At 38.9% G+C, this 19,567-nt stretch carries 21 protein-coding genes, 1 tRNA gene and 1 pseudogene; 6 read left to right on the top strand and 17 right to left on the bottom strand.

What is annotated here, in order from left to right; all coding sequences use genetic code 11:
* Window positions 1-10 precede the first annotated feature (10 nt).
* Window positions 11-172 (top strand): sporulation histidine kinase inhibitor Sda, encoded by a 162-nt coding sequence (locus tag GJS40_RS06755; RefSeq protein WP_270897123.1) that lies wholly within the window; start codon window positions 11-13, stop codon window positions 170-172.
* Window positions 173-222: 50 nt separating this feature from the next.
* On the opposite strand, the pseudogene GJS40_RS06750 reads toward GJS40_RS06755, so the two are convergent.
* Window positions 223-2,098: pseudogene (locus GJS40_RS06750) on the bottom strand (catalase); the annotation flags it as partial.
* A 206-nt stretch (window positions 2,099-2,304) separates the two neighbouring features.
* Window positions 2,305-2,380: transfer RNA gene (locus GJS40_RS06745), tRNA-Ala, on the bottom strand.
* 112 nt (window positions 2,381-2,492) lie between these two features.
* Between GJS40_RS06745 and GJS40_RS06740 the strand changes: the two genes are divergently transcribed.
* A complete protein-coding gene (locus tag GJS40_RS06740) occupies window positions 2,493-3,506 on the top strand; it encodes a potassium channel family protein (protein WP_270897122.1) in 1,014 nt (337 codons plus the stop codon).
* Here the strand turns inward: GJS40_RS06740 and GJS40_RS06735 are convergent.
* The 5 genes from GJS40_RS06735 to GJS40_RS06715 all read right to left on the bottom strand — a co-directional run bounded on the left by GJS40_RS06735 (window position 3,503) and on the right by GJS40_RS06715 (window position 7,715).
* Window positions 3,503-4,819, bottom strand: coding sequence for a glucose-6-phosphate isomerase (locus tag GJS40_RS06735; RefSeq protein WP_270897121.1), 1,317 nt, complete (start codon window positions 4,817-4,819; stop codon window positions 3,503-3,505). The genes GJS40_RS06740 and GJS40_RS06735 overlap by 4 nt on opposite strands.
* 119 nt (window positions 4,820-4,938) lie before the next feature.
* Complete coding sequence (yugI, locus tag GJS40_RS06730; RefSeq protein ID WP_270897120.1) at window positions 4,939-5,346, bottom strand: S1 domain-containing post-transcriptional regulator GSP13; 408 nt, start codon at window positions 5,344-5,346, stop codon at window positions 4,939-4,941.
* A gap of 334 nt (window positions 5,347-5,680) precedes the next feature.
* Window positions 5,681-5,830 (bottom strand): hypothetical protein, encoded by a 150-nt coding sequence (locus GJS40_RS06725; protein ID WP_270897119.1) that lies wholly within the window; start codon window positions 5,828-5,830, stop codon window positions 5,681-5,683.
* A gap of 206 nt (window positions 5,831-6,036) precedes the next feature.
* Window positions 6,037-7,221: an aminotransferase gene (locus GJS40_RS06720; protein ID WP_270897118.1), complete on the bottom strand. Its 1,185-nt coding sequence runs from the start codon at window positions 7,219-7,221 to the stop codon at window positions 6,037-6,039.
* Window positions 7,218-7,715, bottom strand: coding sequence for an Lrp/AsnC family transcriptional regulator (locus tag GJS40_RS06715; protein WP_270897117.1), 498 nt, complete (start codon window positions 7,713-7,715; stop codon window positions 7,218-7,220). Before GJS40_RS06715 ends, GJS40_RS06720 begins: the two co-directional genes overlap by 4 nt.
* A 162-nt stretch (window positions 7,716-7,877) precedes the next feature.
* On the opposite strand from GJS40_RS06715, the gene GJS40_RS06710 reads away from it, so the two are divergent.
* Entirely contained in the window at window positions 7,878-8,510 is a 633-nt protein-coding gene (locus tag GJS40_RS06710; protein WP_270897116.1) for an isochorismatase family cysteine hydrolase, read from the top strand.
* A gap of 42 nt (window positions 8,511-8,552) precedes the next feature.
* Here GJS40_RS06710 and GJS40_RS06705 read toward each other — a convergent pair whose 3' ends face one another.
* The gene (locus GJS40_RS06705) at window positions 8,553-9,023 is read right to left on the bottom strand and encodes an S-ribosylhomocysteine lyase (RefSeq protein ID WP_270897115.1); all 471 of its coding nucleotides are present in this window, start codon (window positions 9,021-9,023) and stop codon (window positions 8,553-8,555) included.
* Between the two features lie 95 nt (window positions 9,024-9,118).
* Window positions 9,119-9,853 (bottom strand): glycerophosphodiester phosphodiesterase, encoded by a 735-nt coding sequence (locus GJS40_RS06700; protein WP_270897114.1) that lies wholly within the window; start codon window positions 9,851-9,853, stop codon window positions 9,119-9,121.
* 111 nt (window positions 9,854-9,964) lie between these two features.
* Between GJS40_RS06700 and GJS40_RS06695 the strand changes: the two genes are divergently transcribed.
* Entirely contained in the window at window positions 9,965-10,549 is a 585-nt protein-coding gene (locus GJS40_RS06695) for a biotin transporter BioY (protein ID WP_270897113.1), read from the top strand.
* 42 nt (window positions 10,550-10,591) lie between these two features.
* On the opposite strand, the gene GJS40_RS06690 is transcribed toward GJS40_RS06695, so the two are convergent.
* The 3 genes from GJS40_RS06690 to GJS40_RS06680 are packed head-to-tail and all read right to left on the bottom strand — an operon-like array spanning window position 10,592 to window position 13,564.
* Complete coding sequence (locus tag GJS40_RS06690) at window positions 10,592-11,671, bottom strand: DctP family TRAP transporter solute-binding subunit (RefSeq protein WP_270897112.1); 1,080 nt, start codon at window positions 11,669-11,671, stop codon at window positions 10,592-10,594.
* A 49-nt stretch (window positions 11,672-11,720) separates the two neighbouring features.
* The gene (locus GJS40_RS06685) at window positions 11,721-12,986 is read right to left on the bottom strand and encodes a TRAP transporter large permease (RefSeq protein ID WP_270897111.1); all 1,266 of its coding nucleotides are present in this window, start codon (window positions 12,984-12,986) and stop codon (window positions 11,721-11,723) included.
* A gap of 29 nt (window positions 12,987-13,015) precedes the next feature.
* Entirely contained in the window at window positions 13,016-13,564 is a 549-nt protein-coding gene (locus GJS40_RS06680) for a TRAP transporter small permease (protein WP_270897110.1), read from the bottom strand.
* A 320-nt stretch (window positions 13,565-13,884) separates the two neighbouring features.
* Here GJS40_RS06680 and GJS40_RS06675 point away from each other — a divergent pair, with 320 nt between their 5' ends.
* Together GJS40_RS06675 and GJS40_RS06670 are read left to right on the top strand one after the other, a co-directional pair.
* Window positions 13,885-14,361: a divergent PAP2 family protein gene (locus GJS40_RS06675; RefSeq protein ID WP_270897109.1), complete on the top strand. Its 477-nt coding sequence runs from the start codon at window positions 13,885-13,887 to the stop codon at window positions 14,359-14,361.
* A 14-nt stretch (window positions 14,362-14,375) separates the two neighbouring features.
* On the top strand, window positions 14,376-15,197 hold the full coding sequence (locus tag GJS40_RS06670) for a cobalamin-binding protein (protein ID WP_270897108.1): 822 nt from the start codon (window positions 14,376-14,378) through the stop codon (window positions 15,195-15,197).
* Here the strand turns inward: GJS40_RS06670 and GJS40_RS06665 are convergent.
* The 5 genes from GJS40_RS06665 to GJS40_RS06645 all read right to left on the bottom strand — a co-directional run bounded on the left by GJS40_RS06665 (window position 15,194) and on the right by GJS40_RS06645 (window position 19,565).
* The gene (locus tag GJS40_RS06665) at window positions 15,194-15,868 is read right to left on the bottom strand and encodes a 3D domain-containing protein (protein ID WP_408629372.1); all 675 of its coding nucleotides are present in this window, start codon (window positions 15,866-15,868) and stop codon (window positions 15,194-15,196) included. The genes GJS40_RS06670 and GJS40_RS06665 overlap by 4 nt on opposite strands.
* 425 nt (window positions 15,869-16,293) lie before the next feature.
* Entirely contained in the window at window positions 16,294-16,623 is a 330-nt protein-coding gene (locus tag GJS40_RS06660; protein ID WP_270897105.1) for a YuiB family protein, read from the bottom strand.
* Between the two features lie 103 nt (window positions 16,624-16,726).
* Window positions 16,727-17,929 carry an NAD(P)/FAD-dependent oxidoreductase gene (locus tag GJS40_RS06655; RefSeq protein WP_270897104.1) on the bottom strand — a complete coding sequence of 401 codons (1,203 nt, stop codon included), beginning with the start codon at window positions 17,927-17,929 and terminating at the stop codon, window positions 16,727-16,729.
* 207 nt (window positions 17,930-18,136) lie between these two features.
* On the bottom strand, window positions 18,137-18,595 hold the full coding sequence (locus GJS40_RS06650) for a precorrin-2 dehydrogenase/sirohydrochlorin ferrochelatase family protein (RefSeq protein WP_270897103.1): 459 nt from the start codon (window positions 18,593-18,595) through the stop codon (window positions 18,137-18,139).
* 10 nt (window positions 18,596-18,605) lie between these two features.
* Window positions 18,606-19,565 (bottom strand): ABC transporter substrate-binding protein, encoded by a 960-nt coding sequence (locus tag GJS40_RS06645; RefSeq protein ID WP_270897102.1) that lies wholly within the window; start codon window positions 19,563-19,565, stop codon window positions 18,606-18,608.
* Window positions 19,566-19,567: the final 2 nt, after the last annotated feature.

Genomic DNA, 19,567 nt, shown 5'->3' with positions numbered 1-19,567 from the left:
AGAAGCACCGATGTATTATATTACAGATCGGGTGTTGATGGAAGCATATAAAAAAGCGCTAGAACTTGATTTAGAAGAAGACTTCATAGATATATTGCACAAAGAATTAGTTCAACGCAATATCTCCATTCCATCTTCTTCCCAAAAAGAGCGCGTGAAATTAAATCAATAATGCAGAGCGAAACCCAATGAAGTGCGATACTCATTGGGTTTTTGACGTTGTCATAAAACATCTCGTTCCCAATGACGATGGACTGTAATCGCTTCGATAAACTCTTTCGAAAACCAAGACATATCATCTGCCATCACGATCCCTACACGATCTCCTACTCCCTCTATCTCCAACCATTTCTTCCCTCGGTGAGTCGCTCCGATTAAAATGTTTACTTTCGCTTCCTGCTACAATATAAAGAGTATCGTATAACACAGCATCTGTCGTTAAAAATGTTTCATCTATTTGTAATATGATTCCGTCCTTACCTATAATTTCTTCAAAAGATTCACTGACAATTTCTGTATGAATGTTTGCTTCCTTTAACTTATTCAGAACTTTTAACACATCTTTTCCGTTAAATCCATTTGTCGCAAGAACGGCGACTTTTCTCGTGTCCGGTTTAAAGACGGTATTTTGTTGACTTAAAGCTGGAGAAGACTTTACTACCGATTCTAACATCGCTGTTCCTTCTTTTTGAGGAGGTTCTACACCGATATAGGGAGCAAAGCCACGAACTAAATCAAGGCTGACATTCGCAAACATATCAACCACTTGTTGTCTGACAGATAAACTATTCACTTTTCCTAACTCAAAACGAAACGCCTCTATAATGTGTTTTTTCTCTGTTTTACTCATACTATTCCAAAACAATCTCGCCTGCGAAAAATGATCTTTAAAACTTTCACTTCTTTGTTGAATTTTTCGCCCTTCTACTTTCTCTTCGTAAAATTTATAACCGCCTTCCTCTTCATTCGCCGGCGAGGGGGTATTTCCAGCAAGAGAGTTCTTATGATAACTCACTTTTCCGATATTAATCGTTTGGCGATGATATCCGTCACGTTGGTTATTATGGAAAGGGCAAATAGGACGGTTAATCGGGATTTCATGAAAGTTAGGACCTCCGAGACGAATCAATTGCGTATCCGTGTAAGAGAAAAGCCTTCCTTGTAGCAACGGATCATTTGTAAAGTCAATACCTGGTACGACAAATCCAGGGTGAAAAGCAGCCTGTTCCGTTTCTGCAAACACGTTATCGACATTCCGGTTTAACGTCATCTTTCCGACAATTTTCACAGGCACTTCTTCTTCCGGCCAAACTTTTGTCGCGTCTAAAATGTCAAAATCAAAGGCAAACTCATCTTTCTCATCGATGATTTGGAGACCCAATTCAAATTCCGGATAATTCCCTTTTTCAATATTTTCCCACAAGTCTCGGCGATGATAGTCTGGGTCCTTCCCCGCTATCTTTTGTGCCTCATCCCATACAAGGGAATGGGTACCTAGCGTTGGTTTCCAATGAAACTTTACAAAATAACTTTTCCCTTCTTTATTGACGAAACGGAACGTATTGACGCCGAACCCTTCCATCATACGAAAACTTCTTGGAATGGCACGGTCCGACATGAGCCACATCGTCATATGAGCGGATTCTTGATTATTTGCGACAAAATCCCAAAAAGTGTCATGAGCGGAGCTTGCTTGCGGCATTTCATGATCAGGTTCCGGCTTTAATGCATGAACTAAATCTGGAAATTTCATCCCGTCTTGAATGAAAAATATCGGCATATTGTTTGCCACGAGGTCATAAATACCCTCTTCTGTATAAAACTTTGTTGCAAATCCCCGCACGTCTCTCACTGTTTCGGCAGAACCACGATTACCAGCAACAGTTGAAAGCCGTACAAAAACAGGGGTCTTTACTTGTGTGTCTGTCAGAAACTTTGCTTTCGTATATTTTTCTAAACTTTCATATAGTTCAAATTCTCCGTGTGCTCCATATCCTCTCGCATGAACAACTCGCTCAGGAATCCGCTCATGATCGAAATGCATTACTTTTTCACGAAAATGAAAATCTTCCATTAACGTGGGACCTCTTTTCCCTGCTGTTTTTGTCGTTTTTTTCATTAGGCATTAGAAACAAAAAGTATAGAAAAAACTATGATTATAATCAACAATAGAAGAACAAACCTTCCCTACATGCAGAAGATGAAAATTACATCTTCTAAAAGAAAAAAACACTGTAATAGAAGACAGGTTAGCTTCTTTTACAGTGTTTTTTCTTAAAAAATTTCATTGGAATTTATTATGTATGGTGGAGCATAGCGGGTTCGAACCGCTGACCTTTTGGCTGCCAGCCAAACGCTCTCCCAACTGAGCTAATGCCCCTTAGAGCCACAACCCATTATAATATGATTATCTTCCCTTGTCAATGGAAAGAACGAATGAAAGAGTATTACTTTGTCTATAATGTTAACAAAATGATCCAGAGGAGAAAAGAATGTTTCAAATCGTGCAGCGCTATTATTTAAGAGCACCTATTTTACTTCGGCTATTAATTGTTATCTTCTTATTAACAATCATCTTTGGCGTTCTTTTGTTTTTCCTTGAAAGAGAAACTTTCCCACATTTTTTTGACGCAATCTGGTGGGCAGTGATTACTGCAACCACTGTTGGATATGGAGATTATGTGCCTATGACCATTGCCGGCAGGGTGCTGGCCATCATCGTCGTGTTGCTTGGTCTTGGTTTTTTTACTTATTTTGTTACTCACATTGCAGGCGCAGCCATTGTGGAGAAAAAAAGCGCTAAAAAAGGAACGTTATCATCTCATTTTAAAGATCATTATATTATTGTCGGATGGAATGAACGTTCAAAGCAATTTATTGAACAAATGAAACGAACGTATATGGAACACTCGGTCGTTTTAATTGATCAAACCCTTGATGAAAGTCCTTTCTTTCATCAGAAAGGGTTTCAATTTATTAAAGGTAATCCAACGTTCGAAAAAACATTACAGAAAGCAAATATAAAAGAGGCACGGGCACTAATTATTACAGCAGGAAAAGAAATGTCTGAGCAAACGGCAGATGCCCATTCCATCCTCACATTACTAGCAGCCAAACATTGTAAAAGTGACCTTTACGTTTCCTTGGAAATATTAACCGATGAACAGATTTCCAATGCAAAACATGCTGGTGCAGATGAAATTATTGCTTCCAATTTTTTAGCCAGCTTATTAATGAAAGAGAGTATGGAGCAACAAGGCATTGCCGACCTTCTCCTATTATTGCTTGATTCCACTGATTTACCGCAGCTACAAACTTTACCGTGTCCGCACGAATGGATGCATAAATCCTTCTTAGAAGGTCGGCAACTTGCCCATAAACAACATCAAATATTATTAGGGATTCGCCGAAATGGAAAAATATTGACGCACCCAAATGAATCCATCCTGTTATCAAAGGAAGATACTCTTTTTTTATTATCTCTTCCCGAGCCGGAAAATCGCTAATTTCCGTTATTTTTTCCGAGTAAAGAAAACATGTTTTGTTTGTATGCTTCAACTCCCGGCTGATTAAAAGGATGAACACCGAGGAGTAAACTACTGGCCGCACATGCTTTTTCAAAAAAATAAACGAGATACCCGAAAAAGTATTCATTCAACTGCGGAATATGAAGGACAAGATTTGGAACCCCTCCATCTTGATGGGCTTTTACAGCCCCTTCAAAAGATTTCTCGTTAATAAAGCTTAAAGATTTCCCTGCCAAATAATCTAAACCGTCTGTATTCGTTGCCGTTTTATCCACGACAATATCTTCTTTTATTTCTTGAATATGGAGGACCGTTTCAAATAAATGGCGAGGGCCTTCTTGAATATACTGTCCGATCGAATGTAAATCGGTCGAGAATTTGGCAGAAGCAGGGAATAACCCTTTTCCATTTTTCCCTTCGCTTTCCCCAAACAGTTGCTTCCACCACTCGGAAAAAGATTGAAGACGCGGTTCATAATGAACGAGCATTTCAATTTTTTTCCCTTTTTCATATAAAAGATGACGAAGAGCTGCATACTGATAAGCATTATTTTGATGTAAACGAGGGTGCAGTAAATCAGTACGTGCGGCTTTTGCACCCTTCATCATCTCGTCAATGTCAAGTCCGGAGACGGCAATCGGCAGCAAACCTACCGGAGTTAACACCGAGTAACGCCCACCAATATTATCCGGAACGACAAAAGTTTCGTAACCTTCTTCATCGGCTAATGCTTTTAACGCGCCTTTCAAACGATCCGTTGTCGCATAGATTCGTTTCGCTGCTTCTTTTTTGCCATATTTCTTTTCCATATATGTACGAAACAAGCGAAAAGCAATGGCCGGTTCCGTCGTTGTTCCTGATTTTGAAATGACATTGACGGATATATCTTTTCCCTCTAACAAATCAAACAAATCTTTGACATAAGATTCACTCATATGCTGCCCGGCAAAATAAATCTCCGGTCCTTTTCTTCGAGACGGTGGCAATTGATTGTAAAAATGATGATGGAGGCTTTCTAATGCAGCTTTTGCTCCTAAATAAGACCCTCCAATACCGATCACAATCAAGGCGTCACTATCTTGCTGAATTTTTTTCGCTATGTATTTGATTCGTTCAAATTCTTCTTTGTCATATGTATAAGGTAAATCCACCCATCCTAAATATGGTTGATATGTTGTCTGATGATGAATCATCCGATGAACTTCTTCTACAAACGGTTCCAAACTAAAAAGTTCTTCTTCGCTCACAATCGGTAAAGCATAACGATAATCAAGAGTGATTCCTCTAGACACCCGGGCTTCCTCCCTCTTCAACGTGCATTTTCACTGCCGCTCTATTATACTACATTGCATCATAATATATCCGCAAAAAAAATAAAAGAGCAGGTTGACACCTGCCCTTTACAAATCAATTACTTTCGGATTCTTTTGTTTAAGTCTGCATGAATTTCATTGGATTGTTTTAACCATTCTTTTAGCTTATCTTCAAGGGTATTAAATCCTTGATTTTTCTTTGTTTCTTCTTTATTTCTTTTACCACCTTGACGAGGACGGCGTTCAGAACGTTCTGGAGGAGATTGTGTATCACGAATCGATAAAGAAATCTTTCCACTTTCTTCGTCTATTGATTTAATCTTTACTTTCACAGTTTCTCCTACCGAGAGTACGTCGTGAATATCCTTCACGTAACTATGAGACACTTCTGAAATATGAACGAGCCCTTGTATATTATCGTCAATGGCTACAAACGCTCCAAAAGGTTTAATTCCAGTAATTTTACCTTCAACGATACTACCAACTTCAAACTGCTTCACCGACATTCAAACATCTCCTATCATTTATTAGCTCATTCATTGTAACATAGTTCCTCATTCTCGGCAATTCTTCCATCAGAGAAAAACTTACACAGAAGGAGATTTATCCTTTCTTCTGCCTCCATTCAAGTTATTTCGAATCGTTTTCATACGAAATGTGACTGTGGGGTAATAGTTATTGTGTGCCGAAAAATGGCTTAAAAATATGATGAAATAGGCATAATTTATAGAAATAAGGGAATACTATAAGATATATTTCCCCCTCTTTGTCTTGTAACTGTCCAAAAAGTCATGAATGTTGGACTTTTTGGGCATCTTTTTTTGATAAAATTGAGGCTGTCTAATAAGTCCTGAAAAATAAATCGAGATTTCCCATACATCGTGCATGGATTGCTTTCACAATGGTGGTTGGATTGAAACGGTGCGATGATCCATTCATCGCTTGTTTCCACAATTTATTTTTGAATGAAACGGTGGCATGACGATCCATGACTTACTTCCATCAACAATTTGTGTTGGAAACATGCCTATTCGGCCAAGAGGCGTTTCCAGAAGCAATTTTTAATGAAGCGGTAACAAAAAAATGTCCAAAAAGTCACCAATCATGACTTTTTGGGCATTGGATCCGCATCAACATCGTTTCAGTACGAAATCATCTCGATTTACGTCATCCCCTTGTTGAGACAATCCCTTTTTTTATTTCCTATTTAGAAATCGATCCATTCGTTGTATTGCTGTTTGTAAATCGTCCAATGAAGCAGCATAAGAACAACGAATATGACCTTCTCCTCCGCTTCCGAAAACATTTCCAGGCACGACAGCTACTTGTTCTTCTTTTAAAAGCGCTTCGGCAAACTCTTCGGAACTCATTCCTGTCGCTTCGATAGATGGAAATGCATAAAACGCTCCCCCAGGAACATGACAATCTAAACCAATTTCTTGAAATGATTCCACGATAAAATTACGGCGTTGCCGATAACTTGTTACCATTTTATCAACGTCTTCACGACCATTTTGAAGGGCTTCAAGCGCTCCATATTGCGCAATGGTTGGCGCACTCATCATCGTATATTGATGAATTTTTAACATCGCACTGAGAATATCTGATGGCGCACAGACAAATCCTAATCGCCAACCGGTCATCGCGAATGCTTTCGAAAATCCAGAAATGAGAATGGTACGATCTTTCATTCGTGGTAGACGAGAAAAGCTATAATGAGTTGTGTCATAACTTAATTCACCGTATATTTCGTCTGAAATAACGAGTAAATCGTGGTCGTCAATCACTTCTGCAATTGGTAATAACTCTTCTTTTGTCATCACAGCACCCGTTGGATTATTCGGAAAACTAATCATGATCGCTTTGGTACGAGGGGTAATAGCGGCTTCTACTGCTTCTTTTGTTAATTTAAAAGCATGTTCTTTCTTCGTTTTTAAGGGGATTACTTTCCCCCCTGCCAATGTGACGATAGGAGCATAAGAAACAAATCCTGGCTCCACTACGATGACTTCGTCTCCCGGATTGATAATGGCACGAATAGCGATATCTAACCCTTCACTTGCTCCTACAGTTACAATGATTTCTGACAGAGGATCATAACTTACGTGAAAAATTTGTTCCATATATTTTGCAATCTCTATCCTTAATGGCTCTAACCCTGCATTTGCCGTATACGCAGTATCTCCTCTTTCTATGGAAGCAATACTCGCTTCCCGTACATTCCAAGGGGTGGGGAAATCCGGCTCACCAACGCCGAGGGAAATGACATTCTCCATTTTTTCGGCCATGTCAAAGAAACGCCGAATCCCAGAAGGAGGAATGGCATTTACTGCAAGTGATAATCTATCCATTTTTTGTGTAGAGGAGATGGATCCCGTCATGGCGAAACCACCATCCTTTTATCCTCGTTATCCTCATCGTGAAAAATAACCCCATCGTGTTTATATGTTTTTAAACGGAAATGAGTCGTTGTCGATACGACATCATCGAGCGTAGACAACTTTTCAGAAACAAAATTTGCAACTTCAGTCATCGTCTCACCATGTACGACAACAGATAAATCATATGCTCCTGACATTAAATAGAGCGCATCCACTTCTTTAAAACGATAAATTCGTTTTGCAACTTGCTCAAAACCTACTCCCCGCTTCGGAGTTACTTTCACATCAATCATCGCAGTTACCCCGGTATTTTCCTGATCTTTTTCCCAATCAACGACCGCTCTATACCCTAAAATCATTTTCTCATCTTCTAATGATTGAATTATTTTCGCCACTTCTTCTTTATCACGTTGAACAAGCTTTGCAATGGTGTCAATAGGCAAACGACCATTTTCTTCCAATATCCGCAAAATTTCTAGCTTCGTTTCGTTCATCATCCATCCCCTTTCGTTTCGAAGCGCAATGAATACTCGTTTATTTTATCATCTCCGAACTTCCTATCATATACTATTTTATGCATTTCTTTAAGGAAGATTGAATTTCTTATCATTGGGGAAAATAAAGAGGTAACTTGAGACGTTTAGAGGAGAGATTTCATGGTAGCAAATCCACACGTGAAAGAAAAAGCAAATATTGCATTACTGATTATTGATATGATCAATGACTTTCAATTTGAAAAGGGAGAAAAACTTGCTCCTTTTGCTTTAAAAGCAGCAAAAAACTTATCTCGGTTAAAGAAAAAAGCAAAAGAATACGACATCCCCGTCATCTATGTAAACGACAATTACGGTCGCTGGCAAAGCGATTTTAAAGAACTAATCGAACATACTAGAACAGTAAATGCATATGGAAAAGAAATTGTGCAATTACTTATTCCCGATAAAGATGATTATTTTGTGTTAAAACCGCAATTTTCTGCTTTTTTTGCCACTCCCCTTGACTTGTTATTAGACTACTTAGGAGTAAATACGTTAATCATTGGAGGAGTAGCCGGTAACATGTGCATCCATTTTACCGCAAATGATGCATATATGCGTAATTACCAATTATTCATTCCGCGTGACTGCACCGCATCAAACTCGATCGAGGAAAATGAGAATGCACTGCATATAATGGAATATGTACTCCAAGCAAACGTGCAAGCAACGAAAGATTATGATATGAATGAACTCATTTCGAACGCTCAAAAGAATAAAAAAAAGCCTGATGCAGTTCCACCCCAAAAGTAAGAAAAACAGTCACTTTTGGGATGGATACTAGTGCCGGCCTTTTTAAAATACTTGCTTTAGTTCTTCCTTATCTTGTTTTAACCAATATTTCATCCAAGATTTGGCTCCTTCTAAGCTGTGCAATTTCGCTTGCCCACATTGCTTCTCCGTTGCCGCTGGTACTTCTTCGAAATCTAAAGAGTAATTCATCGTTTTTTCCAACACATCCAGCAACTCATCGATTGTCGGTTCTCCACTAACAATTAAATAAAAACCTGTTTGGCAGCCCATTGGAGATAAATCAATCACTTCAAAATGATCGTAGTCTTCTGCGAAACGACGAATGTTCAACGCTAAGAAATGCTCCAATGTGTGAATCACTGGCGGTTCTAAATGATCTTTGTTCGGTTGACAAAAACGAATGTCATACTTATTCACCACTCCGTCAGATCCTACTTTTTGTACACCGGCATGTCGAACGTATGGGGCTTTTACGATAGTATGATCCAATTCAAAACTTTCTACGCGAGCCACGTTACCACTCCTTTTTAAAACACCTTATAATGTGATGATACCTTGAATCCCACTTTATATACAAGGGATACGTTTCGTTTCCCTAACGATTTTTCTTACTGAAGTATTTTCATGGCAGTCGTCAGTTGATCCGTAAATAGTCCGTTAATTCCGTAAGATTTCAATTTTTTCATTCGCTCTAATTGATTGACGGTCCAAGCATAAATCGGATAACTTTCTTTTTTCATCCTTTCAACAAAAGACTGATTCACTAATAAATAATGGGGACATACGGCATCAGCTTTTGCCAATCTCAACCGTCTTTCAGGAAAATAATCATCCCAATAAGAAAGATGTTTCGGCCGTTTTTTTAACACGGACCTGCCAACAACGAGAGCTGTTTTTACACCGCTATTCAGTTCTTTCATACGACGTATCACATCATCTTCAAAGGAAGAAATCCATAATTCTTTCCCTTGATACCCTTCCAACTCCATGAGCACTTTCTCTTCTATCCCTACATCTTTAATTTCTAGATTCAAGGGAACAGTATGTTGATAACGTTTTAACACTTCTTTTAGCGTAGGTGGTCGCCAACCTTCTTTTGTGAATGTTTTTTCCGTCCACTCGTCATAGGTCATGTCCTTTAATAAGATTCCTTGCCAAGTCGAGTCATGCGCACAAACAAGCGTTCCATCTTTTAAGATGCGAATATCTGTTTCAATCATGGAAGCTTGGAAACGTACCGCTTCATCAAAAGCTTCCAACGTATTTTCATGAATGGATTTTGGGGCATACCCTCGGTGTGCAATAATATAAAACGGTTCTCGTTCCAGGAAAATCCCTCCCAACTTCACTAACTATGAAACGAAACTATTGTTAACATATTTAAAAAACAAGTTGACAAATAAGACCCTTTCCCCGTATGATAATACAAAAGAAAAAGAAAGGAACATGTAGTAATGCATTGGAAACCGATTCAGCTCATTTACGCCGCACTATTTGCTGCCCTTATGGGAATTGGAGCAAATGTTACTTCATATCTCGTCATAGGTGGCGTGCCAATTACATTACAATCTATCATCGCTATTATAGCAGGTGCCCTTCTTGGAAGTCGACTCGGGGCTTTATCCATGACAATTTATGCGCTGGTTGGTCTTGTCGGTATGCCGGTGTTTGCCGGTTTTTCTGGTGGAGTGCGAGCCCTCGTGAGCCCAACCTTTGGATTTATACTTTCTTTTATTGTCGTTGCTTTTGTTGTTGGTAAAATGATTGAAAAGAAAAAGAAGATCGTTACATCTTATGCATTTTTCGTCGCTTTTATCGGTCTTGCATTAAATTATATGATCGGTACGAATTATATGTATTTCGCTTACTTGTGGATTGCAGACGCACCGGATGGTTTTTCCTATTCGATGGTATGGTTATGGATGGCTTTACCGCTTGTGAAAGATATAATATTAACAATTCTCACCGCTGTCTCCATACCGAAATTACTTCGTATGCGTACGCATCATTTAGCAGAAACAAAACAAACAGCCTCATAAAAGGGACTTTGCTAACAACGCAAAGTCCCTCCTTTATAGCCTTTATTCTTCGCCTGTAATTTCAGCAATCTCTTGTTCTAATTTGTCTAAAATTGCTCCTGCTTGTTCTCCTCCGTTTTCACGATAGAAGTCACGAAGCGGCATCGCAAGTTCGCGAAACGCATCTCGTTGTTCAGAAGTTAATTCTGTTACTTCTGTCGGATTTTCTTCATCGTTTTCAATTTCAGAGAGCAATTCTTTATTTAATTCATCTTGGATTTCAAAACCAACTGGGCGCATTTCTTCCACCGTCTCTTCAATTAACGCTTGAATGTCTTCCGGAAGGTTATTGTAGAAAGTTGGATTCACGGTCGTCATCGCTACATAGCTATTATGGTTAGAAATGGTCATATAATCTTGTACTTCATGGTAGGAAGAATCTGCAATAAAGAAAATTGGATTTTCTTGTGCATCGACCGTTCCTTGTTGTAAAGCAGAGTATAAGTCCCCAGCACTCATAACGGATGGACTGGCACCATATGCTTCATAAGAGCGTTGATTTAACGGTGAATCTTGTGTCCGGAATTTAACTCCTTCAAAATCAGAAGGCTCAATCAATGGCGTATTACCGGTCCACTGAGTAAACCCTTCTGTCCAAAAAGCCAATGGCTTAATATTGTTTTCTTCATAGAGCGCGGCTAAGTCTTCGTTTAATGCTTCGCTTGTATTTAACAATTCATGTACTTGTTCTTGATCCTCCGGGAGTAAGAACTGAAGCGAGAAAATTTGTCCTTCATCGACCATTGTTCCTGTAAACCCTGGCGAAACGATGGCAAATTCAACCGCTCCACTTTGAAGTTGTTCCACTTGGTCAAATTCACTTCCCAGTCCGCCAAATTCGTATAATTCAAATTGAATTCGACCATCTGATTTTTCTTCTAATCGATTTGCAAACTCTTTTGCATATTCATATTGCACTTGACCATCGTATTCTTCAGTGACGAAGCGCCATGTGTAAGATTCTTCTCCTTCCCCGTCAGCGCCTTTGTCCGTGGCTGCATCATTTCCACCACCACAAGCGGCTAAAAATAATGATGACACTAGGGCGGTAGTCGCTAACCACCTAAACTTTCTTTTTTTCACATATTCGTCCCCCTTCAAAAAATTCAAATCTATTCTCAAATTCCTCTTTTTATAAGAGGAATAGAGAAATCTCAGGAAAGATAATGAGTAACACAGCAACAATAAACAACATGATGATAAAAGGTGGTGTTCCTCTAATCGTATCAATGTATGTTCGATTAAACACAGCACTGGCTGTAAATATGTCTACTCCAAAAGGAGGTGTGGCTGACCCAAGTGCTGCTTGGAATGTAATAATGACACCGAGATGAATCGGATCTACCCCAGCTTGCTGAGCAACCGGTGCAAAAATTGGGGTAAGGATTAAAATAACGACAATAGGATCCACAAACATACAACCTATAAAGAAAAATATGGACACGACAACTAGTACATAGATGGGTCCTGGATCTCCGGATAAAAATGTATCAGTAATCATGTGTGGAATCCGAGCGTATTGAATAGCCCACGCAAATGCTTGCCCTCCTGCAACTAAGATGAAAACTGCAGAAGTAACAAGACCCGTCGATAACGCCACTTTTGGTAACTCCCGTATACTGAAAGAGCGATAAATGACAAGCTCAAGTAAAAGGGCATATAACACTGAAATCGCCGCTGCTTCTGTTGCTGTAAAAAATCCTGAATAAATTCCTCCAACTATAATAACCGGGAATAACAATGGCAAGATTGCTTTCCGAGTAAAGTGAAACCGTTCACTCCATGTCGCCTTCTCAGCTAATGGAATGTCAACGACTTTAGCATGAATATACCCGTAAACTGCAAAAAATAAAAAAATCAAAATTCCCGGGCCAATTCCGGCGATAAACAAATCACCAATTGGCGTCCCCGAAGTAATTCCATAAATAATCATTCCAATACTTGGTGGTATCAGTAAGGAAACATCACTCGCGTTGATAATAAATGCAATCGCAGTGGAGTCTTTATAACCAACTTTTAATAACCGTTCTCTCATCGGCTTTCCGATGGCTACTACGGTCGCTTGCGTAGAACCGGAAATTGCTCCAAATAGAGTACAAGCAGCTGCCGTCGTAATCGCATAGCCCCCGCGTAAATGACCGATAAAAGCACCGATAAAGTCTAGGAGTCGATTGGACGTTCTTCCCATCGACATAATATCTGCGGCAAAAATAAATAAAGGAACTGCTAATAACGCATAATTCGAGATACCTTCTAACATTTGTTGCACCATAAAAAAAGGCTCTACATTTGGAAAGAAAATAAGAACAACGAGCAGAGGCGCTAACATGAGCGGTATCATCATCGGATATCCTAAAAATAAGAAAATGATCATAACAGATAATAGTAATAAGACCATCGCATTTCCCCACTATTCTGTGTTTTTTATTAGATAGAAGTAGATTGTTCAATATCTTCATCCGTATCATAATCTTTTCGTTCGGTTGCAAGATACACATCTTTATGTTTTACATTTATCCAAAAGTTTCTAAAGAACTGCAATGCCCCCAGCGTGAAGCCGATTGGCGCCCACATGACCATCAAATAATATGGAAAACGCAACGCTGAACTCACCCTACCGGCATCGATCACGGTCTGAACATATTGGTAGGAATAGTATGCAAATACGAGTAAGATGATTCCTGTGGTCAAAGGGATAAGTAACGCCAACGCTTTCCGTAATTTGAAAGGAACGTTATCAAAGAAAGCCGACATGCTTATGTGTCGTCCTTTTCTCGCTACATAACTAATCCCCATAAAAGTGGCCATAAACAAAGCAAGCTGACTAACCTCTTCTGTAAATGCCCAACTTTTTCCCGTCACATTTCGACTAATCGTATTTCCAGCAACCATCACAGTTATAAGAATAATTGAAAAACTCAAAATAATTTCTTCCACTTTTCTTAACATCGAATCTAAAAAAGAAATGACTTTCATTTTTTCACACCCATCCTGGCAAAAGTCAAAACAAACCGAAGTTACCGTAAATAATTAGAATAATTTAAATAATACTGAATAAAATAAATGAATTCAAATTGATATAACCTTCATATTTTTTGATATTGAGGTAATATACCGGGTAAGCATCACTGAGGTAGAGTTAACTGTAACATTCCTGTAACAACAGCAGATACCTCGAAATTGAAAAAAAGATTTCCCTTCAACCTCTCTTCTTTCTTACCTTCCTTATGGTATAATGAATGCTACTGAATAGACAGTTTTCACCTAACTAGACGTTGAAAGGACGTACTAAACTTATGGAATTATTCCACAATTTCCCGCTTTGGATTACTTTAATTTCCATTTTTCTTGCTCAAGGTGTCAAAGTGCCTTTAGCGTATATGACAACAAAAAAATGGGATTTTACACTCGTAACTAGTACAGGCGGGATGCCTAGCTCCCATTCGGCTGCTGTTACTTCTGTATCTACTGCAATTGGTCTCGAGCATGGTTTTGACTCTTCTCTTTTTGCGATTTGTGCTGTTTTTGGTGTCATTGTCATGTTCGATGCGACGGGTATTCGTCGCCATGCAGGTTATCACGCTACCGTGTTAAACCAACTGGTTGAAGACTTTAATAAATTTGTGAAGGAAGCGAAATTGTGGCAGCAAAAAGAAGAAACAGAAAAGAGAGAAGAATTAAAAGAATTGCTTGGACATCAACCGATTGAAGTGTTTTTCGGAGGACTACTAGGCATTGTCATCACATTAATCGGACAACATTTTGTAACGTAGAAAGGAGTGGTTCAATGAGAATTGTATCCCTTTGTCCTAGTAACACAGAAGTCGCTCATTATTTAGGATTTGCAGATCAACTAGTCGGTATTGATGATTACTCAGATTGGCCTGAAAAAGTAACCCACTTACCACGAGTTGGTCCGGATATTTCTATTGACATGGACAAAGTAGAAGCGTTAAAACCCGATCTCGTCCTTGCTTCTCTCAGCGTTCCAGGTATGGAAAAAAACATTGAAGAGTTGAAAAAACGCCAGTTACCATACGTTGTATCAGGTCCTGATACGTTAGCAGATGTTCGGAAAGATTTACTATTTTTCGGTGAAGCAACTGATACATTGAAAAGAGCAGAGCAATTGGTTGCTGCTTTTGATCAATTCATTGCTTTTTATAAAGAAAAAGCAAAGCAATGCACGCCAACTTCTCTATATTGGGAATGGTGGCCGAAGCCAGTCTTTACTCCAGGAGGTGGAAACTGGTTATCTACTGTGAGTGAACTAGCTGGTGGGAAAAACATTTTTGATGATTATGAAGAAGCAAATGTACAGACGGATTGGGAGGATGTCAAAGGACGAAATCCCGACCATATTTGTCTCGTATGGGTCGGCGTACAAACAAACAAAATGAATCCAGAACTGCTATATAAACGGGAAGGTTGGAAAGAGCTTGATGCTCTCCAACATCAACGTATCTATCTGTTAGAAGAATCACTTTTCTGCCGGCCTTCTCCGCGACTATTGAAAGGAATTGAAAAGCTCGCTCATCTCCTTCATCCAGACGTATTCCCATCTCCCCAACAAGGAGATCCGCTCTTACGAGAAAACCGTATCCCTTAGGTTGGGTTTTTAGAAGAAGACTGTTGCTGGAGTACCGGCAACAGACCTTCTTCATTGAAAGCTTTTATTTCTTCTTCTTTCAATGTTCCATTTCCTCGTTTTAAAACATACACCTCGACGTCTTTTTTCCCCCATTCATTGTATACGTCTTCCACCGTTTCATAATATAAATCAATTTTATTTCCTTTAATCGCAGATCCTGTATCGGCAACTACTGCGTAACCGTAACCGGGAACATATAACAGCGTGCCAATGGGAAATATATCAGGGTCTGCTGCAATGGTGGAAACAAAGTCTCGGCGAACTTGCACACCCGAATGTGTAATTCCGTAAGCGGGATGGTCTTCCGTTTTCCCTGTCGATTCATAACCTGCTGTATATCCGGTGGCAGTCACTACTTTTGTTTCCCCTTCTTCTTCTAAGAAAGTGGTCACTTCTTCCGTGAAAGAATGAGGGAACGTTTTCGGATAATGGGCACGTTCTTTTGTTGTTGTTTCCGTTACTGATGGATGATTGATCAAATCATCCATCATATATTCATATAAGTAATTTGGTACTTCTGACAGTTTCACATTTGCCACGTGGGAGATTGTAACAACCGCTGCTATACAAGATAAAATGGACATGCTCGTGCGGCGTATCAATAGAACGGACCTTTTCAAAAAGATCACTCCTCTCACCAACCAAGCATGTCCAAACGACAATAAAAATATTCAAAAAAATTCTTCAGCCTTTACGTAAAAGATGATGAGACCTTTACTTCTTTAGATAGCGGATAGAAAAGTCCCATGATCATTTGACATCTTTGTTTGAATGATTCTCCTTAAGAGGATGAATGTTCGTGATGAGACAGTTTTTACTTGTTAAAAGATAAAAAAGTGTTCCATTTAGAAAGAGTCATATGAACGGTGTAAAAATAAGCCCCATCATCTTTCATAGGACTTGTTTTCGCTAAAGAAATATAAAAGATCCATAAAACTTGTTATTGAAAGATAACCTCCATAACCATGAAAAACATCCAACAGTAGGATGCACTGTCGGATGTTTTAGGGAGGGTATTGCCCCCTTCGCGATTTGATTCATTTCGCAACTTCAATTAAAACATTTGATAGCCTCTCACCCGTAACATTTTGATGACAATACCGGCGACAATTGCTCCAATCATTCCACTCGACAATATGAGAATATCTACCATTTTCAGTGCCATAAAACTTTCTCCTAATGCTTGAAAAGAAGAAGCAGGTGAGAATATATAATCAAACATTTCGACATCATCAATAATAAAAATAACGATAACCGGATAAACGATTGCCATCAGCCATGTGGAACGTAATACCATATTAATTAAGAAGCCAATTCCAAAAAAAAGCAACAAGAATAACATCATGGATATAATTAATTGTGGCAAGCTGCCAATCCCAGTCACTACGATACACCCCCTGGTTATCAACCTTTAGAATACCGAAAGAAAAAAGATTTTGTCAATGAACAAAAACGCACAATTCGATCGAATTGTGCGTGCAGGAAGATTAAAATGGATTTTTTCCTTTTTTAATGACAAGTCCAGTGCCACCGATCATCCATAACGAACGATTATCAATCATTTTTTTCATGAAATTCGCAGAAAATCCAAATACCTTTTTATCTCCAATCACTCCAATCGCTTCTTTTCCACCAAGAGAGGCGACCGTTCCTTTAATGTCTGGTTGAAATTCTTCCAGCGGGCGTCCTTTTACTAAATTGGCTAAGTTTCTCGCTGCTACTTCTGCTTGTTGCGTAGCAATTTGAGCAGTCGGAGGATATGGTCGATCTGTTTGTTCATTAATAACAAGCGAACAATCTCCGATAATAAATACATTATCATAATCGGGTGCTCTTAAATCTTTGGTTACTTTGACGCGACCCCGCATATTTTCAAAGCCTGATTTTTCAATGACCGGGTTACCACGTACACCTGTCGCCCAAATAACCGTGCCAGCTTTAATTTCCGTACCGTCCTTTAAAATAACCCCGTCTTCGGTAACTTTACTAATCGGCATGTTAATCTTAAACTCTACTCCGCGGTTTTCTAATAAATTCATCGCGTATTCGACAAGTTCCGGATCAAAACCTGGTAAAGCCGTTGGAGCCGCTTCTATGACATACATTTTTACCTTGTTCATCGGCACATCAAACTCTTTGCATAGCTCGGGCAAACGCTCACTAAGCTCCCCAATATATTCAATTCCTGTAAAACCAGCTCCAGCTACAACAAAAGTTAAATATTCTTCCTTTTGTTCATTGTTATATTTAGCGAACATATATTCCGTATGTTCCCTTAGCTCTCGCGCACCGTTTAATGTCCATTTATTAAACGCATATTCATAAACGCCTTCTACCCCAAAAGTTTCGGCAACAGAACCTAAAGCAGTTACTAAATAATCGTATGTCACTTGCTCATTGTTCTTTAATGACACTTTGTTTTCCTTCGGGTGAATTTCCACTACTTCATCTTCAATAAACTGAACATGGCTAGGAATTAAATCAGCAATTTTCATTCTTGTACGATCATGATGAAGGGTACCTGCTGCTGGTTCATGTAACCAAGTCGTTTGATAATGATAATCGTGTTTACTAATCAGTGTTATGTTTGCATCATTGGTGCTCAACTGTTTCGCAATTCTTTTTACTGTTACGATTCCTCCGTAACCAGCGCCTAAAATCACTATATGCGGTTTCGCTACCAACATCATCACATCCATTTATTATAATAATATCATCATAGTACGTTAGTTTTTTTTGTGATATTTTTCACGTACTTTGACATAGAGAAAGACGCCTGCTAAAAGACGCCCTATTTTCACTTTTGATTCATAAAACGTTTATTATTTCGTCGCTAAAATCTCACAAACTATTCAAATACAATGATATTTCTTTTTTTCTTCTATTTCAACCCTTTTTTAGTTGTCTTTTACTTTTTTAAAAAGTTCTTTTAATAGATTCTTTAACTTTTTTGCACGAGTAGGTGAGCTCCCCCCGGTAGAAATAGCCACGCTCACATCCCCTTCTTCAAACACTGCTGGAAAAATGACATTTCCAATGGATGGATTGTCAGCACCATTTACTAATTGAAACTTTTGAGTAGTATTTTTTATCATCTCTTGCGCTTCTTTACTTCCCGAGGCAGATATAATCAAAAAAGCATCCCGGAGATGGTTTTCTTGACATTTTGCTTGAATCCATTGAATGAAGTGATTGCTATATAATTCAAAAAGAGGGGCGCAAAGAGACGGAGAAACGACAGTAATATGTGCCCCTGTTGCTAACAATTTATTCACTTTTCGATAAGCGACTTTCCCGCCTCCTACGACGACAACTTTTCGCTCTCTTATATCCATATATAAAGGAAAGTGATGCATCTTCTCACACTCATTCCTCTCGGTAAATGCCATCCACTATTTTCTCAAAAGCTTCAGGAACTCTTATTCCTTCTGAGGCTACAGATAAGGGAATCACTGTATAACGTTTATTTTGCACAGCGTCTAATTGTGCCATCATCGGGTGATTTTCTAAAAATGCCATCTTATCTTCTACACTTGTCTCACCGTAATCAATAATGATGATTTCATCAGGATTATGTTCAGCGACTCCTTCCCAGCTCACCGTTGCCCAACCTTTTTCAATATCGCCAAAAATATTCTTTGCTTCTGCCATCGTAATTAATGTGTTTAAAATGTTTTGCGTTGCTGTCAGGGGAGCATCTTCTCCACTATCATACACGAAAACTTTTTTCGGTGTATCCTGTTCTGGTATTTTTTCTTTCGTTTTTTCTATTTTTTCGGTCATATCACGAATGAGTGCTTCAGCTCGATCTTCCACTTGGAAAATAGTTCCGATATTTCGAATATCTTGAAAGACATCTTCTAATTGCGGATTTACCATATTCGATGATTCTTGTAAGTACGTGCCGATTTGAATCGCGTGTAAATCTTCTCTACTCCCTACTGCATCTTCTGTAAAGGCGCTCTCCCAACCAGCATATACAAAATCTGGTTCTTCTTTTAAAATAATTTCTTTCGATGGATAGTGATCCGCTAAAACCGGTATATTTTCATATGGTTCTTGATAATCAGGATGAATCTCGTCATCTAAAAAAGCAGTTCCAATCATGTGTTCTTCCAATCCGAGCGCGAGCATCACTTCCGTAACGTGCTGATTCACTGAGATTGCTCGCCTTGGTGGCTGTTCAAATGCAAGTTTTTTATCTCCGTTCATCACAACAATTGGTTCATTTTCACTCGTCTCCACTACTCCTTCTGTTTCTGTTTGACAGGCAGCTCCTATCACGACAAATAATAGTGTGAGCAAAAAAATCACTTGTTTTCTCATCT

Source organism: Aliibacillus thermotolerans, from assembly GCF_027853235.1.
GTDB lineage: Bacteria > Bacillota > Bacilli > Bacillales > Marinococcaceae > Aliibacillus > Aliibacillus thermotolerans.
This window is presented reverse-complemented; position numbering and strand designations above follow the sequence as displayed.

Coding starts and splice junctions, on each gene's coding strand:
- GJS40_RS06755 (WP_270897123.1), top strand. CDS start 11: ATGTATTATATTACAGATCGGGTGTTGATGGAAGCATATAAAAAAGCG.
- GJS40_RS06740 (WP_270897122.1), top strand. CDS start 2,493: ATGTTTCAAATCGTGCAGCGCTATTATTTAAGAGCACCTATTTTACTT.
- yugI (WP_270897120.1), bottom strand. CDS start 5,346: ATGTCGGTGAAGCAGTTTGAAGTTGGTAGTATCGTTGAAGGTAAAATT.
- GJS40_RS06725 (WP_270897119.1), bottom strand. CDS start 5,830: ATGGATCGTCATGCCACCGTTTCATTCAAAAATAAATTGTGGAAACAA.
- GJS40_RS06720 (WP_270897118.1), bottom strand. CDS start 7,221: ATGACGGGATCCATCTCCTCTACACAAAAAATGGATAGATTATCACTT.
- GJS40_RS06715 (WP_270897117.1), bottom strand. CDS start 7,715: ATGAACGAAACGAAGCTAGAAATTTTGCGGATATTGGAAGAAAATGGT.
- GJS40_RS06710 (WP_270897116.1), top strand. CDS start 7,878: ATGGTAGCAAATCCACACGTGAAAGAAAAAGCAAATATTGCATTACTG.
- GJS40_RS06695 (WP_270897113.1), top strand. CDS start 9,965: ATGCATTGGAAACCGATTCAGCTCATTTACGCCGCACTATTTGCTGCC.
- GJS40_RS06685 (WP_270897111.1), bottom strand. CDS start 12,986: ATGGTCTTATTACTATTATCTGTTATGATCATTTTCTTATTTTTAGGA.
- GJS40_RS06680 (WP_270897110.1), bottom strand. CDS start 13,564: ATGAAAGTCATTTCTTTTTTAGATTCGATGTTAAGAAAAGTGGAAGAA.
- GJS40_RS06675 (WP_270897109.1), top strand. CDS start 13,885: ATGGAATTATTCCACAATTTCCCGCTTTGGATTACTTTAATTTCCATT.
- GJS40_RS06670 (WP_270897108.1), top strand. CDS start 14,376: ATGAGAATTGTATCCCTTTGTCCTAGTAACACAGAAGTCGCTCATTAT.
- GJS40_RS06655 (WP_270897104.1), bottom strand. CDS start 17,929: ATGATGTTGGTAGCGAAACCGCATATAGTGATTTTAGGCGCTGGTTAC.
- GJS40_RS06650 (WP_270897103.1), bottom strand. CDS start 18,595: ATGCATCACTTTCCTTTATATATGGATATAAGAGAGCGAAAAGTTGTC.
- GJS40_RS06645 (WP_270897102.1), bottom strand. CDS start 19,565: ATGAGAAAACAAGTGATTTTTTTGCTCACACTATTATTTGTCGTGATA.